16 protein-coding genes are annotated in these 13,466 nt (G+C 61.5%); 10 read left to right on the top strand and 6 right to left on the bottom strand.

Annotation, left to right across the window (positions count from 1 at the left end):
* Positions 1-40 precede the first annotated feature (40 nt).
* Both purE and A8B82_RS00590 read left to right on the top strand, forming a co-directional pair.
* The gene (gene purE / locus A8B82_RS00595; protein ID WP_067286951.1) at positions 41-529 is read left to right on the top strand and encodes a 5-(carboxyamino)imidazole ribonucleotide mutase; all 489 of its coding nucleotides are present in this window, start codon (positions 41-43) and stop codon (positions 527-529) included.
* Complete coding sequence (locus A8B82_RS00590; protein WP_067286949.1) at positions 522-1,589, top strand: 5-(carboxyamino)imidazole ribonucleotide synthase; 1,068 nt, start codon at positions 522-524, stop codon at positions 1,587-1,589. Before purE ends, A8B82_RS00590 begins: the two co-directional genes overlap by 8 nt.
* Here A8B82_RS00590 and A8B82_RS00585 read toward each other — a convergent pair.
* Together A8B82_RS00585 and A8B82_RS00580 are read right to left on the bottom strand one after the other, a co-directional pair.
* The gene (locus A8B82_RS00585; RefSeq protein ID WP_067286946.1) at positions 1,579-2,721 is read right to left on the bottom strand and encodes an alpha-D-ribose 1-methylphosphonate 5-triphosphate diphosphatase; all 1,143 of its coding nucleotides are present in this window, start codon (positions 2,719-2,721) and stop codon (positions 1,579-1,581) included. The genes A8B82_RS00590 and A8B82_RS00585 overlap by 11 nt on opposite strands.
* Positions 2,708-3,484 carry an alpha/beta fold hydrolase gene (locus A8B82_RS00580; RefSeq protein WP_067286943.1) on the bottom strand — a complete coding sequence of 259 codons (777 nt, stop codon included), beginning with the start codon at positions 3,482-3,484 and terminating at the stop codon, positions 2,708-2,710. The genes A8B82_RS00585 and A8B82_RS00580 overlap by 14 nt, the downstream gene beginning before the upstream one ends.
* Before the next feature lie 79 nt (positions 3,485-3,563).
* Between A8B82_RS00580 and A8B82_RS00575 the strand changes: the two genes are divergently transcribed.
* Positions 3,564-4,019, top strand: coding sequence for an NUDIX domain-containing protein (locus A8B82_RS00575; RefSeq protein ID WP_067286941.1), 456 nt, complete (start codon positions 3,564-3,566; stop codon positions 4,017-4,019).
* Here A8B82_RS00575 and A8B82_RS00570 read toward each other — a convergent pair.
* The 3 genes from A8B82_RS00570 to groES all read right to left on the bottom strand — a co-directional run bounded on the left by A8B82_RS00570 (position 3,985) and on the right by groES (position 7,038).
* On the bottom strand, positions 3,985-4,833 hold the full coding sequence (locus A8B82_RS00570) for a DMT family transporter (protein WP_067287286.1): 849 nt from the start codon (positions 4,831-4,833) through the stop codon (positions 3,985-3,987). The genes A8B82_RS00575 and A8B82_RS00570 overlap by 35 nt on opposite strands.
* 197 nt (positions 4,834-5,030) lie before the next feature.
* A complete protein-coding gene (groL, locus tag A8B82_RS00565; protein ID WP_067286938.1) occupies positions 5,031-6,680 on the bottom strand; it encodes a chaperonin GroEL in 1,650 nt (549 codons plus the stop codon).
* 70 nt (positions 6,681-6,750) lie between these two features.
* Positions 6,751-7,038: a co-chaperone GroES gene (gene groES, locus A8B82_RS00560; RefSeq protein WP_067286936.1), complete on the bottom strand. Its 288-nt coding sequence runs from the start codon at positions 7,036-7,038 to the stop codon at positions 6,751-6,753.
* Between the two features lie 239 nt (positions 7,039-7,277).
* On the opposite strand from groES, the gene A8B82_RS00555 reads away from it, so the two are divergent.
* The gene (locus A8B82_RS00555) at positions 7,278-8,267 is read left to right on the top strand and encodes a TraB/GumN family protein (RefSeq protein ID WP_067286934.1); all 990 of its coding nucleotides are present in this window, start codon (positions 7,278-7,280) and stop codon (positions 8,265-8,267) included.
* Positions 8,268-8,359: 92 nt separating this feature from the next.
* Here the strand turns inward: A8B82_RS00555 and A8B82_RS00550 are convergent, their stop codons facing one another.
* A complete protein-coding gene (locus A8B82_RS00550) occupies positions 8,360-9,037 on the bottom strand; it encodes a DUF2161 domain-containing phosphodiesterase (protein ID WP_067286933.1) in 678 nt (225 codons plus the stop codon).
* A 52-nt stretch (positions 9,038-9,089) separates the two neighbouring features.
* Between A8B82_RS00550 and A8B82_RS00545 the strand changes: the two genes are divergently transcribed.
* The 6 genes from A8B82_RS00545 to A8B82_RS00520 all read left to right on the top strand — a co-directional run bounded on the left by A8B82_RS00545 (position 9,090) and on the right by A8B82_RS00520 (position 13,462).
* Positions 9,090-9,443, top strand: a complete 354-nt coding sequence (locus A8B82_RS00545; RefSeq protein ID WP_067287283.1) for an MmcQ/YjbR family DNA-binding protein — start codon at positions 9,090-9,092, stop codon at positions 9,441-9,443.
* Positions 9,444-9,532: 89 nt separating this feature from the next.
* Positions 9,533-10,453, top strand: a complete 921-nt coding sequence (locus A8B82_RS00540; protein WP_067286931.1) for a manganese-dependent inorganic pyrophosphatase — start codon at positions 9,533-9,535, stop codon at positions 10,451-10,453.
* 95 nt (positions 10,454-10,548) lie between these two features.
* Positions 10,549-11,421, top strand: coding sequence for a TIGR01459 family HAD-type hydrolase (locus tag A8B82_RS00535; protein WP_067286929.1), 873 nt, complete (start codon positions 10,549-10,551; stop codon positions 11,419-11,421).
* An 86-nt stretch (positions 11,422-11,507) separates the two neighbouring features.
* On the top strand, positions 11,508-11,951 hold the full coding sequence (locus tag A8B82_RS00530) for a MaoC family dehydratase (protein ID WP_067286928.1): 444 nt from the start codon (positions 11,508-11,510) through the stop codon (positions 11,949-11,951).
* A gap of 117 nt (positions 11,952-12,068) precedes the next feature.
* Positions 12,069-13,001, top strand: a complete 933-nt coding sequence (locus A8B82_RS00525) for a bifunctional riboflavin kinase/FAD synthetase (protein ID WP_067286927.1) — start codon at positions 12,069-12,071, stop codon at positions 12,999-13,001.
* Positions 12,998-13,462, top strand: coding sequence for a YcgN family cysteine cluster protein (locus A8B82_RS00520; protein WP_067286924.1), 465 nt, complete (start codon positions 12,998-13,000; stop codon positions 13,460-13,462). The genes A8B82_RS00525 and A8B82_RS00520 overlap by 4 nt, the downstream gene beginning before the upstream one ends.
* Positions 13,463-13,466: the final 4 nt, after the last annotated feature.

Raw genomic sequence — 13,466 nt, 5'->3', positions numbered from 1 at the left:
TATAGTGCGCGCTCTGAATTCTGGCAAAAGGCTGCTTGGCATGACCCCTCCTCCCGTTGGCATCATCATGGGTTCGCAATCTGACTGGGCCACGATGCGCGAGGCTGCGACGCTGCTGGATGAACTGGCCATTCCTTATGAAACCCGCATCGTGTCGGCGCACCGGACCCCGGACAGACTGTGGGACTATGGCAAGACCGCCGTTGATCGTGGCTTGCAGGTGATCATCGCAGGGGCCGGTGGGGCCGCGCATCTGCCGGGTATGATGGCATCGAAAACCCGCGTGCCGGTGATCGGTGTGCCGGTCCAGACGCGGGCGCTTTCCGGTGTCGATTCGCTTTATTCGATACTGCAGATGCCACGCGGGTTTCCCGTGGCAACCATGGCCATCGGTGCGGCGGGGGCTGCCAATGCGGCCCTGATGGCCGCAGGCATCCTTGCCCTGCAAGACGCAAAGATCGCACAGCGGCTGGACGATTGGCGCGCAGCCCTGAGCGCATCCATTCCGGAGGTGCCGACCGATGACTGATCCCCTCCCGCTTGGCAGCACCATCGGCATTCTCGGTGGCGGGCAACTGGGCCGGATGCTGTCGGTTGCGGCATCCCGGCTGGGGTTCAAGACCCATATTTTCGAGCCGGGGTCAGAGCCGCCCGCAGGCCATGTGGCCCATGCCGTCACCACCGCCCCCTACGAAGACGATACCGCGCTCAAGGCCTTTGCCAGCGCCTGTGACATCGTGACTTTCGAGTTTGAGAATGTCCCGACAAGCGCGCTGGACCTGATCGAGGCTCAGGTGCCGATCCGACCGGGCCGCGAGGCCCTGCGCATCAGCCAGGATCGCCTGACCGAAAAGGAATTTCTGCAAGGTCTGGGGCTGAACGTGGCCCCCTATGCCGATATCACCGATCAGGCCGCCCTTGACGCCGCCGTGGCGGCCATCGGCACGCCGTCGATCCTCAAGACCCGGCGCTTTGGCTATGATGGCAAAGGGCAGGTCCGCCTGCGCAGCGTAGATAACGCCGAAACGGCGCTGACCGACATGAACGGCGCCCCCTGTGTGCTGGAAGGGTTTGTCGATTTCAGCCACGAGGTTTCTGTCATCGCCGCGCGCAGTGCGACAGGCGAAGTGGCCTGCTTTGATCCGGGCGAAAATGTGCATCGCGACGGCATTCTGCACACAACCACCGTGCCGGCCCGCCTGTCGGCCAGCCAGCGCACCGATGCGGTTCTGATGGCAGCCAAGATCCTGAATGCGCTGGATTATGTCGGGATTCTTGGGGTTGAACTGTTTGTCACACCCCAGGGCCTGATCGTGAATGAGATCGCCCCACGGGTGCATAACTCAGGCCATTGGACGCAGCAGGGATGCAGCGTCGACCAGTTCGAACAGCACATCCGCGCCATCGCGGGTTGGCCGCTGGGGGATGGGTCGCGTTACGCCGATGTGGTGATGGAAAACCTGATCGGCAATGACATGGACAGGGTGCCGGAACTGGCCCGCGAAAAGAACACCAGCCTGCATCTTTATGGCAAGGCGGATGTCAAACCGGGCCGCAAGATGGGCCATGTGAACCGGATCACGCGATAAGGCGTTCGGCAATCTCGCCCGACATATAGGACACGCGGCCTGCGACAAATGTTGCGGCCACGCGGCCTGTTCCGGCGTCCAGCACCACCAGATCGGCGCGCTTGCCGGTTTCCAGCACGCCCCGGTCCTCCAACCCCAAAAGCGCCGCAGGCCCGGCCGAGACAAGGTGCCAGATGTCGGCCATGGGGGCGACACCGGCCTCTGCCAGCATCAACGCGGCGCGGCGCGGCGACGGGTAGTGATAATCTGATGCGATGGCATCACAATACCCCATCACGATCAGGTCCAGGGCTGACAGGTTGCCATTATGCGACCCGCCGCGCACCACGTTGGGCGCGCCCATGATCACCGCGTCGCCCGCTGCCCGCGCAGCCTCTGCCGCCTCCAGCGTCTCGGGGAACTCGGCAATGCCCACACCGCGCTTGCGCCACGCGGCCCGTCCCTGAGCCGTCGTGTCGTCATGGCTGCCCATGCGCAGGCCTGCACGGCCCAGAGTTTCACATAAACCGTCGAGAGCAGCGGGCACGTCATCCCTTTGCCCATGTAGCTCCAGCATCATGGCATGGTGTTTCTCGGGGCTTCGCCCGGCCTTGAGCGCCTGCCCCATCAGCCTGCGCGGTTGTTTGCCAGCCTCCAGCCGGTCATGCGGCAGATGATCGTTGAAGACGATGTATTCGACACGCCAATCCGCGATCCTGTCGGGTAATTCCTGATATAGATCAAGCAGATGCGTCTCAAACCTCAACTGCCCTCGCAGGTCGGTGACCAAGGTATCCCGCGCCTCGGCAATGGCGCGAAAGACCTTGTCCGCAAAGGATAATCCGCGCATGCCGCCTTCCCAGCTCACGAACTGGGCCAGAACCGCCGTGGTGATCCCGTTTGCCGCAAGCTCGGCCTCGCAGGCGACCAGCCCCTCGTCCATCTGCTTCATCGCCCCGCGCCGCTGGGCCAGATGACGTTCAAAGCCATCACCATGCGGATCAACAATACCCGGCAATACTTTGAATCCGTGCAAATCCACGGAACGGCCCACAGGTTTATCCACAATCACGCCATCCGCAAAGGACAGCGGCGCGCTGCTCCACCCCTCCCGGCGCAGCACCTGCCCCCCGGTCAGATCAATGTTGGGCATCGCCGCGGCCCATCAGACAACTGCCAGCGGGGCAGCCAAAGGAATCCAGCACCCCGCCGAGCCATGTCATCGACTTGTCAAATGCGCCGGTGTTGAGAAAATTCATGGTTTGGGCGATCACGCGCGGATTGTTCATCATGAAGGTATGCGTCACCGGCAGGACAATCTGATCTGTCATGCCCGCCACTCGGGTCGATGCGACCGACACCTTGCCATCGTCAGGCCCTGGCAAAAGAGAGGAAAAATAGGGGTTCAAGGACTGCGATCCCGCGATAATGCCCACCTGGAAGGTGACCGGAGGAAGGCTGCGCGGCAGAGAGTCGGGCCCGGTGCCCATCTGCGCGCCCGCCGGGCCGTTGATCCAGTCAAAGGCGGTGATGTCGTTCAGTTCATCGACCACTTCGCTGCCCTGGTTGGGCGGGGCCAGCATCACCACCCGTCCGACGCGGTCGGCCCCCGCATCCGCCACCCATTGCCGCAGCAGGATACCCCCCATCGAATGGGTCACGAAATCGACCTTGGGTGTGCCGCAGGCGGCCACTGCATCCGGCAGGGTCTGTTTGACCAATGCCTCCACCGGTGCCTCTGTCGAGGGATAGCCGGGCCTGACCACGCGGTAGCCTTCGCCCTCCAGCGCGGCCTCCATCAAGGCAAAGGAGGTTTCGGTCCTGGCCAGTCCATGCAGCAGGACAACGCAGCGCGACGGCGTTGCTGCAAGGCCAGAGGTGACACCCCCAAAAAGCAAGGACAAGATGACGATCATGCGTATCATGGGCCTGAGATAGACTGATTTGCGCCAATGTGAAATGCTGGCGGCACTGACGTTGCGAAAAGATCGCCATATGCCTTCCGCCTCTCCCCGTCTTGCGACCCGCGCCATTCTGATTCATCAGGACCGGTTGTTACTGGTCAACGCCTATCCTGACGGCGAAAGCCCCCTGATGTGCGCGCCGGGCGGTGGCGTTCATCGGGGCAGTTCGCTGCCGGACAACCTTGCGCGAGAGGTCCAGGAGGAGACCGGCCTGGCCATCGCCGTCGGCGCGCCCTGTCTGGTCAACGAATTCCACGACCCTGACGGCAGTTTCCACCAGGTCGACATCTACTTTCGCTGCATCCTGACAGGCGCAGCCGACATCGACCCAGATTGGCAGGATGTGGAGCGGGTGGTGAACAGGTGGCAATGGGTCAGCCGGGCCGAACTGGCCAACATCCCGCACAAGCCCGACAGCCTGGGCGCGGTCGCCTTTGGCGCACCGGGGGCGATCACCTACGATCCGCTGGAACCGATCCTGCGCTGATCGCCCAGCCGATCCCACCCAACACCAGAACTGTGGAAATCACCAGCATGAGGCCCACAGCCTCGTCCAGAAACACCGCACCTGCGCCGATGGCTATGACCGGGACGCTCAGCTGCACCACTGCGGCGGTGGCAGATGTGAGCCTTGGCAGCACGCTGTACCACAGCGCATAGCCCAGTCCCGATGTCAGCCCACCGCACAGGATGCCAAGGGCGAGGCCCATGGGACTGAAGTACAACCCGGCAGAGACAAGCAGCACCAGCAGGATTGGCAGACAGAGCAGGAAATTGGCAGCTGTCGCCGCAAGGGGGTCGGCGGTGCTGCGACCGATGATTGTATAGGCAGCCCAGCCCAGCCCGGCGAAAACCATCAATGCCGCCCCGACCGCATCGCTATTGCCCCCCGCCCCCGGCCAAAGCGCCAGCAGCAAGCCGGCAAAGGCAATTGCAGCGCCTGTGATCTGCCGCATGTTGGGGGCCGCACCGCTTAACGCGCCATGGGCGAACATGGTGATCTGCACCACACCGAACAGGATCAACGCCCCAAGCCCCGCGTCCAGCGTCAGGTAGGCCAGCGAAAACCCGATCATATAGGCCGCAAGACTGAATGCGCCGGGCAGCCGGTTGCGGCGCAGCAGCGGCAAGCCCCCGCCCCGCAAGGTGATCACCATCCCCAACACCAACGCACCGGCGGCGACCCGGACAATGGCAAAGCCCGAAGGGTCAATATGCTGTCCCTCGATGGCCAATCGGGTCAGGACGGAGTTGGCCGCAAAGGCGATCATGGTGAGGGAGGTGAGAAGGGCAAGGCGCATGACAAAAGCAGTAGCGCCCGATTGCACATTCGCCAAGTCCATCCACACGCCCCAAACACTGCCTGACCATCGACTTTCTCATAGGTCGATGGTGAAAACACTCTGGCACAATGCAGATAAAAAAGGCTCAGGACCGGACATGAAAAAGGGGCGCGCCCTGCGGCACGCCCCCGTTGTCTCTGACAGGTCAGAGCAGCTTACATCATGCCGCCCATGCCGCCCATGCCACCCATGTCGGGCATGCCGCCGCCGCCGTTGCCGTCTTTCGACGGGCGATCGGCAACCATGGCTTCGGTGGTGATCAGCAGACCGGCGATGGATGCCGCGTCCTGCAGTGCTGTGCGCACAACCTTGGCCGGGTCAATCACGCCGAACTTGAACATGTCGCCATATTCTTCGGTCTGTGCGTTGAAGCCGAACTTCAGGTCGTCGCTTTCGCGGATCTTGCCGGCAACAACCGACCCGTCCACACCAGCGTTCTCAGCGATCTGACGCAGCGGTGCTTCCAGTGCCTTGCGCACGATGGAGATACCGACGTTCTGATCGTTGTTCGCGCCTTCCAGCCCGTCAAGCGCCTTGGCACCCTGAACCAGAGCGACACCGCCGCCGACGACGATACCTTCCTGCACAGCCGCACGTGTCGCGTTCAGGGCGTCATCGACGCGGTCCTTACGCTCTTTCACTTCGACTTCGGTCATGCCGCCGACGCGGATGACGGCAACGCCGCCCGCCAGCTTGGCAACACGTTCCTGAAGCTTCTCACGGTCGTAGTCGGATGTGGTCTCTTCGATCTGGTTGCGGATCTGGGCAACGCGTGCCTGGATCTCTGCTTTCTCGCCAGCGCCGTCGACGATTGTTGTTTCGTCCTTGGTGATGGTGACCTTCTTGGCCGAACCCAGCATGTCCATGGTGACGGACTCAAGCTTCATGCCCAGATCCTCGGAGATGACCTGACCGCCAGTCAGGATCGCGAGGTCCTGCAGCATCGCCTTGCGACGATCGCCAAAGCCCGGTGCCTTGACGGCCGCGATCTTCAGACCGCCACGCAGCTTGTTGACCACGAGGGTCGCCAGCGCTTCGCCTTCGACGTCTTCCGAGATAATCAGCAGCGGCTTTTGCGACTGGATCACCTGCTCAAGCAGCGGAACCATCGGCTGCAGCGAAGAAAGTTTCTTCTCGTGCAGCAGGATGATGGCATCTTCCAGTTCGACGGTCATCTTGTCGGAGTTGGTGACGAAATAGGGGCTCAGGTAGCCGCGGTCGAACTGCATGCCTTCGACAACATCGGTTTCTGTTTCCAGACCCTTGTTTTCCTCGACGGTGATGACGCCCTCGTTGCCGACCTTCTGCATTGCATCCGCGATCTGACGACCGATTTCAGCTTCGCCGTTGGCAGAGATAGTGCCGACCTGGGCAACTTCGTCGCTGTCGGTCACGTCGCGGGCCGCCTTGCGGATCGCTTCGACGACTTTCAGCGTGGCCATGTCGATGCCGCGCTTGAGGTCCATCGGGTTCATGCCTGCGGCAACCGATTTCATGCCTTCCTTGACGATGGCCTGCGCCAGCACGGTGGCGGTTGTTGTACCGTCGCCTGCTTCGTCGTTGGTACGCTGGGCCACTTCTTTGACCATTTGCGCGCCCATGTTTTCGAACTTGTCCTCAAGCTCGATCTCTTTCGCCACGGAAACACCGTCCTTGGTGATGCGCGGTGCGCCGAAAGATTTGTCCAGAACCACGTTGCGGCCTTTGGGGCCCAGCGTGACTTTCACCGCGTCGGCAAGGATGTTCACACCCTTGAGCATGCGGTTACGCGCGTCGGTCGCGAATTTGACGTCCTTAGCAGCCATCTTGTTTTCTCCTCTTGAGAATTCTTGTTCAGTTCAGTTCAGCGAATAGGGTTCAGAGTGGCCGGGTGGCTTACTCGATGATCCCCATGATGTCGCTTTCCTTCATCATCAGCATTTCCTGACCGTCGACGGTCACTTCGGTGCCGGACCATTTGCCGAACAGGATCTTGTCGCCTGCCTTGACGGCCGGTGCGATCAGTTCGCCGCTGTCCTTGCGGGCGCCTTCGCCCACGGCAACAACTTCGCCTTCGGAAGGTTTCTCTTTTGCGCTATCGGGGATGATCAGCCCGCCAGCAGTTTTCTCTTCGCTTTCAGTGCGCTTTACCAGCACGCGGTCGTGAAGCGGTTTCAATGCCATCTTTGTAGCTCCTTAACGCTCAAAGTTTCTCCCAATGCCCGTTTATCCGGGCCGTTAGCACTCAACATCGTCGAGTGCTAACGGCGCATAGCTAGGGAGAAGGTGCTTGCCTGTCAACGGGGTATTCCGCAAATAATTCGCGGCCGCCGCAGGAGATCGGGTCATTGTTGCAGTTGGCGCGTGCCGCACGCTATACAAGCCCCCAGTCCCAATTCAGTCCCAGTGCCACGAGGGTTCCCATGTTGCTTGTCCGCCTTTCACTCGCCCTCGTCTTCACGCTCACCGCAGCCAGCACCTGGGCCGCCTGCACCGGCACCGACCTGCGTGGGCAGATGACGGAGGCCCAGCGCGCCGAAATCGCCCGCAACACCGCCGATGTGGCCTTTGCCGAAGGGAATCACTGGATCGCCCGCCGGGGCGACCGGCAGATCGCCCTCATCGGCACAATGCACCTGCCCGACCGGCGGATGGGCGCGCTGGTCCCACGCCTTGCCCCGGTGATAGAGGCCGCAGACCTCCTTCTGGTGGAGGCCACGCTCGAAGACCAGGCCGCGATGAAGAGGGCCCTGGCCGACAGCCCCGAACTGGTGGCGATCCAGGGGCCCTCGCTGATCGAACGTTTGCCGCCCGACACCTGGGAACAACTGGCCGATGCGGTGCGCGCCCGTGGCATTCCGCCCTTCATGGCCGCCAAGATGCAGCCATGGTTCCTGACTTTCACACTCGCTTTGCCGCCCTGCGCCATGCTGGAGATGGCCAAGGGGGCGAAAGGGCTGGACCACCAACTGATGGGCGTAGCCGAAGCTGCCGCCGTGCCCATCGAAGCACTCGAATCCTGGCAGACAATTCTGGACCTCATCTCGCAGGGCAGCATCGAGGAACAACTCGATGCACTGGCCTTGTCGATGCTGCCTGTCGATTTGGTTGAAAACGTGACCGCCACGCTGATCAACCAGTATTTCGAAGAGCAATTGTTTGCGGCGCTGGAAACCTCCCGCGTCCTGTCGCGTGCGGTCGCGCCGATCCCGCCCGAGGAATTCGACCGCCGGTACAACGAATCTATCGACATACTGGTACGGCACAGGAACCTCGCCTGGATGGAGGTGATCGAGGCAGCCGAGGAGCCCCGCATCGTCGTTGCCGCCGGGGCCTTTCATCTGTCCGGCGAATTCGGCCTGCTGAATCTGCTGACGCAGCGCGGCTACAGGCTGGAACGCGAGGCGTTCTAGGGTCAGCCCGCCCCGAACCTGGGAATGGCGGGTGCGCGGGGACCCGTTCTTTCAAAAAGATCGGCCCGGAGTTTTTGAAAACTCCGGCACCGTCAGGCCCCCAGCACCCTTCCGCTGACGCCAACTGCCTCGGCCCCTGCCGGGGTCAGGCCATAGACCCCCTTCTCGACCTTCTCGAACCAGCCATAGTGATTGTCCCGCATCATCGTTGTCGCGCGTGTGACACCGGTTTCACGAGCGACATCTGCGCCGCGGCTGGCCCCCGCTTCGAACAGGTAGACCGCCAGCTTCAGGGTGTCCTGCCGGTATGCCGTGACCAATCCGGCCCGTGTCTGCCCGCCATCGTTGGGATCGCCCTGCCGTCGCGCAAATTCGCGCAGCAGCATCGCCTGCCGCTTGGCCGACTTGCGCGGCGCATAGGGGCCGGGGTCGCAATGTACCTCGACCAGCCCGTCGGACAGCCGCACGGTGATCAGCCCCAGGCCCAGCCGCCGCGCCAGCGTGGTGTTTGCCTTGAGCGCCTTGGCAAAGCGTTTGCCCGGCTGGCGGGCCACGGCAAGATAGATGTCATCGCTGACCTTGAGCCGCTCAAGACACTGATGAAACAGCGCCAGTGAAAACCCCAGCTTCAGTTCGATGATCAGGGGCGGTTCCGCACCGCGCAAGGCCATGACATCTGCCGCGCCGACTTCGGCCTTCACCACATAGCCCTGATCCTCCAGGTAGGCCTTGATCGGGGGATAGAGATCGGTTTCTCGGGCTTGCGTCATGGCGACAGACTGGCCTATTTCGCGCGCCCTTCCAAGCCGCTATGATCGTGCGATGACCCGTGATGAGCTGAATCGATTTTGCGCCGCGATGCCCCATGCGACCCATGTCGTGCAATGGGGCAATGCGGATGTCTACAAGGTGGGTGGCAAGGTGTTCGCCATCATCGGCATGGGCGACAGCGGGGATACCGTGACCTTCAAGACCTCCGAGCTTGCCTTCGAAGTGTTGTCCGACAGTCCGGGGCTGCGCCCTGCCCCCTACATGGCCTCGCGCGGGCTGAAATGGATTCAGCATTACGACCGGCCGGGCCTGTCAGATGACAGCCTGCGCGATCACATTGCAGCTTCATTCGACATGGTCGTGGCAGGGCTCAGCAAGAAGCGGCGCAGCGAAATGGGGCTGTGATGCTGCGTCGCAGCATGACGGGGTGACAAGGCCATGCAGGCCCCCTATAAGGCGCGCGAACCCACCGTTTCAATCGCAGGAAAAATTGCATGACAACGCTCGTTTTCGGTCACAAATCACCCGACACCGACAGCACCGGCTCTCCCATCATCTGGGCGTGGTATCTGAACCATGTCCACGGCGTTGACGCTGCCCCAGCCTTGCTGGGCGAACCCAATACCGAGGCGCTGTTCATGCTGGACCATTGGAAGCTGGACAAACCGCAGATCATCGCAGGCGTCGAGGACGACCAGCCTGTCGTGATCGTCGACACCAACAACCCCGCGGAACTGCCCGACAACATCAACAACGCCGACATCAAGGCAATCATCGACCACCACAAGCTGGTTGGCGGGCTTGAAACCAAGGGGCCGATCCACATCAACATCCAGCCTTTGGCCTGCACTGCAACCATCATGTACAAGGCCATCGGCGACGACATGGCCAAAATGCCAACCGAGATCAAAGGCGCGATGCTGACCTGCATCCTGTCCGACACGCTGGAATTCCGCAGCCCGACCACAACCCCGGAAGACGAGGCAATCGCCAAGGCGCTGGCCAAGGATCTGGGCATCGACATCGCCGACTATGCCGCCAAGATGTTCGCGGCCAAGTCGGATGTGTCGTCCTTTTCCGAAGCAGAATTGCTGCGGATGGACAGCAAGGAATACGAAGTTGGCGGCAAGCAATTCCGCGTCTCTGTTCTCGAAACCACCTCGCCCAAAAGCGTGCTGGACCGCAAGGATGCGCTGATGGCCGCCATGCCGGGTGTCGCAACCGAGGATGGCGCCGATCAGGTGTTGCTGTTCGTTGTGGACATCCTGAACGAAGAAGCGACCATGCTGATCCCCAATGAATTGTCCAAGACCGTCGCCGAGAAAAGCTTTGGGGCTTCCGTCTCCGGCGATACGGTGGTTCTGCCCGGCATCATGAGCCGCAAAAAGCAGATCATCCCGAACCTCAAGGTCTGATTGTAACGGCAGGGGCCAAACCTGGCCCCTGCATCGCCCTGTTTCCCATTCACCGGGAATCCCCTATTGCTGCGGCAATCAGCAAGGAGAATCCCATGAACCGCATCATCACCAGCCTTTCCCAGGTTTCCGCGCAATATGATGCGCTGTTTGTCGATCTCTGGGGCTGCGTGCACAACGGTGTGACAGCCTTTCCCGAAGCTGTGGCAGCGCTGCAGGCCTACCGTGCCTCGGGGGGCAAGGTCATCCTGGTGACCAACTCGCCCCGCCCCCGTGCAGGGGTTGAAAAGCAGATGGTGCATTTCGGCGTGCCGCAGGACGCCTGGGATTCCATCGCCACCTCCGGCGATTCCGCGCGCGCCGCGATGTTTCGCGGAACCGTAGGTCAGAAGGTCTGGTTCATTGGACAGCCCGGAGAAGAGAAGTTCTTTGAACCGCTCAGCATCCAGAAAAATCCGATTGAGGTCACCCAGGTGCCCCTGGACGAGGCCGAAGGGATCGTCTGTACCGGCCCCAAGGACCCTTTTGCCGACCCCGACGTCATGCGCCCGGAATTTGAAGCGGCGATTGCCCGCGGCCTCAAGCTGCTCTGCGCCAATCCCGACATCGTCGTGGATCGGGGCGAGGAACGCGAATGGTGCGCCGGGGCGCTGGCGCAGCTTTACACCGAAATGGGGGGCGAGAGCCTCTATTTCGGCAAGCCGCATCCGCCGATCTATGACCTGGCACGCCGCCGTCTGACGGCGCTTGGCACCGAGGTCCCCGATGACCGGATTCTTGCCATCGGCGACGGTATCCTGACCGACATCAAGGGAGCACAGGGTGAGAATATTGATTCGCTCTTTATCACCGGCGGGCTGGCGGCGGGCGAAACCAAGACCGACAGGCAACCGAATGCAGAGGCGCTAAAGGCCTTTCTGGCAAAGGAAGTGTACGATCCCACCTTTGCAATTGGCTTTCTGAGGTAGAAAAAGGCTTGCGTTTCTGCGCCTGCGAAGTAATTAAGTTGCCAGAAGACAGGCCAGGACGGCATTTTATTACTTAGGGGTACGGTATGTTGGACAACTTTCCGCGCGGCACAATTGTCATCGAGGACATTGAGATCGGCATGTTCCGCTATATCCGCAAGGAAGTGACCGACGCGGATATCGAGATGTTTGCGACCATATCGACCGACCGCAACCCGGTGCATCTGGATGACGATTACGCGCAGGATACCATCTTTCAGGGCCGCATCGCCCACGGGATGCTGACGGCGGGGCTGATCTCAGCCGTGATCGGGGAACAATTGCCGGGGCATGGCACCGTCTATCTTGGCCAGTCGCTGAAGTTCCTGCGCCCCGTGCGCCCCGGCGACGAGGTTTATGCCGAGGTAAAGGTGACCGATATCGACATCGCAAAACGGATCGTCCGGATGGATTGCCATTGTTCGGTCGAGGGCAAGAAGGTGCTGGTTGGCGAAGCAACCGTTCTGGCCCCCTCGCGCAAGTTCGACTGAGGCACCGGCATCCCGGCCCGATGGTTTTGAAATCCCGACTTTTTGGAAGCCATGCTTTTTGAAAGATTGAATTCTGCGTGTCTTGCCCTCCCCCCAAGGGGCGGCTAGGCAAGAGCCATGCAGATTTTGCGCGATTATCAGTTCGTTGAAGCCGCCGACAGGGGCGCAACCGCCGCCATCGGGAACTTTGACGGCGTGCATCTTGGCCATCTTTCCGTGATCGAACTGGCGCGTGCGGCTTCCCCGAATGCGCCTTTGGGGATTGTCACATTTGAACCGCACCCGAGAGAGTTCTTTGCCCCCGATGCTCCGCCCTTTCGCCTGATGGGCCGCGCTGCCCGCGCCCACAGGCTGGAAAAGCTGGGCGTCAAAAAGCTGTACGAACTGACCTTCAACAAGAACCTTGCCGCGCTCAGCCCCGAAGCCTTTGCCGCTGATGTGCTGCGCGACGGGCTGGGGCTGAACCATGTGGTGGTCGGTGCTGATTTCTGCTTTGGGAAAAAACGTGCAGGCACTGCGCAGGACCTGGAACGGTTCGGGCGGGAAATGGGGTTTGGCGTGACCATCGCCCCGCTTATGGAGAACGACAGCCAAACCGTGTCTTCGACCGCGATCCGGCAGGCGCTGACCGACGGCGAACCGCGTGTGGCCGCCGCGATGCTGGGCCATTGGCACCGTATCGAGGGCCCGGTGATCGGCGGCGAACAGCGTGGCCGTGAATTGGGATACCCGACCGCGAACATGTCGATTGACGGCCTGCACCCGCCTGCCTTCGGGGTCTATGCTGTTCTGGTCGATGTGCTGGAAGGCTCCCACGCCGGATCATATCACGGTGTGGCAAGCCTTGGTGTCCGGCCCATGTTCGGGCAGAACAAGGCAAATCTTGAGACCTTTCTCTTTGATTTCAAAGGCGATCTCTATGACACGCCGCTGTCGATTGCGCTGGTCGAGCACCTGCGCGGGGAAGAGAAGTTCGACAGCCTTGATTCTCTGATCACCCAGATGGATGTTGACAGCGCCGAGGCCCGGCGCATCCTGGCGGCACTATGAGCGATCCCATCCCCCGCAACGGCCTGCGCCCCCGGTTCTGGGAAAAGACGCCACTGACAAAAATGACCCCCCGCGAATGGGAGGCCCTGTGTGACGGCTGCGGCAAATGCTGCCTGAACAAGCTGGAGGACGAGGACACAGAGGAAGTCGCCCTGACCCGTGTTGCCTGCCGCCTGCTGGATGACGGCACCTGCCGCTGCGCGCATTACGAGAACAGGCACGAATTTGTCCCCGATTGCATCGTGTTGCGCCCCGACAACCTGGACACCCACGCCTACTGGATGCCGCAGACCTGCGCCTACCGGCTGCTGTGGCAGGGCGAACCCCTGCCCGACTGGCACCCGCTGATCACCGGCACCGCACAATCCGTGCATGATGCGGGCGTGTCGGTTCAGGGCCGCACCGTTTCGGAATTTGATGTCCCCTTCGAAGAATGGGAAGACTACATCATAGAGGAGTAGCGCC

The sequence above is a fragment of the Sulfitobacter sp. EhC04 genome (assembly GCF_001650875.1).
Lineage (GTDB): Bacteria > Pseudomonadota > Alphaproteobacteria > Rhodobacterales > Rhodobacteraceae > Sulfitobacter.
This window is presented reverse-complemented; position numbering and strand designations above follow the sequence as displayed.

Coding starts and splice junctions, on each gene's coding strand:
- purE (WP_067286951.1), top strand. CDS start 41: ATGACCCCTCCTCCCGTTGGCATCATCATGGGTTCGCAATCTGACTGG.
- A8B82_RS00590 (WP_067286949.1), top strand. CDS start 522: ATGACTGATCCCCTCCCGCTTGGCAGCACCATCGGCATTCTCGGTGGC.
- A8B82_RS00585 (WP_067286946.1), bottom strand. CDS start 2,721: ATGCCCAACATTGATCTGACCGGGGGGCAGGTGCTGCGCCGGGAGGGG.
- A8B82_RS00580 (WP_067286943.1), bottom strand. CDS start 3,484: ATGATCGTCATCTTGTCCTTGCTTTTTGGGGGTGTCACCTCTGGCCTT.
- A8B82_RS00575 (WP_067286941.1), top strand. CDS start 3,564: ATGCCTTCCGCCTCTCCCCGTCTTGCGACCCGCGCCATTCTGATTCAT.
- A8B82_RS00570 (WP_067287286.1), bottom strand. CDS start 4,833: ATGCGCCTTGCCCTTCTCACCTCCCTCACCATGATCGCCTTTGCGGCC.
- groL (WP_067286938.1), bottom strand. CDS start 6,680: ATGGCTGCTAAGGACGTCAAATTCGCGACCGACGCGCGTAACCGCATG.
- groES (WP_067286936.1), bottom strand. CDS start 7,038: ATGGCATTGAAACCGCTTCACGACCGCGTGCTGGTAAAGCGCACTGAA.
- A8B82_RS00555 (WP_067286934.1), top strand. CDS start 7,278: ATGTTGCTTGTCCGCCTTTCACTCGCCCTCGTCTTCACGCTCACCGCA.
- A8B82_RS00550 (WP_067286933.1), bottom strand. CDS start 9,037: ATGACGCAAGCCCGAGAAACCGATCTCTATCCCCCGATCAAGGCCTAC.
- A8B82_RS00545 (WP_067287283.1), top strand. CDS start 9,090: ATGACCCGTGATGAGCTGAATCGATTTTGCGCCGCGATGCCCCATGCG.
- A8B82_RS00540 (WP_067286931.1), top strand. CDS start 9,533: ATGACAACGCTCGTTTTCGGTCACAAATCACCCGACACCGACAGCACC.
- A8B82_RS00535 (WP_067286929.1), top strand. CDS start 10,549: ATGAACCGCATCATCACCAGCCTTTCCCAGGTTTCCGCGCAATATGAT.
- A8B82_RS00530 (WP_067286928.1), top strand. CDS start 11,508: ATGTTGGACAACTTTCCGCGCGGCACAATTGTCATCGAGGACATTGAG.
- A8B82_RS00525 (WP_067286927.1), top strand. CDS start 12,069: ATGCAGATTTTGCGCGATTATCAGTTCGTTGAAGCCGCCGACAGGGGC.
- A8B82_RS00520 (WP_067286924.1), top strand. CDS start 12,998: ATGAGCGATCCCATCCCCCGCAACGGCCTGCGCCCCCGGTTCTGGGAA.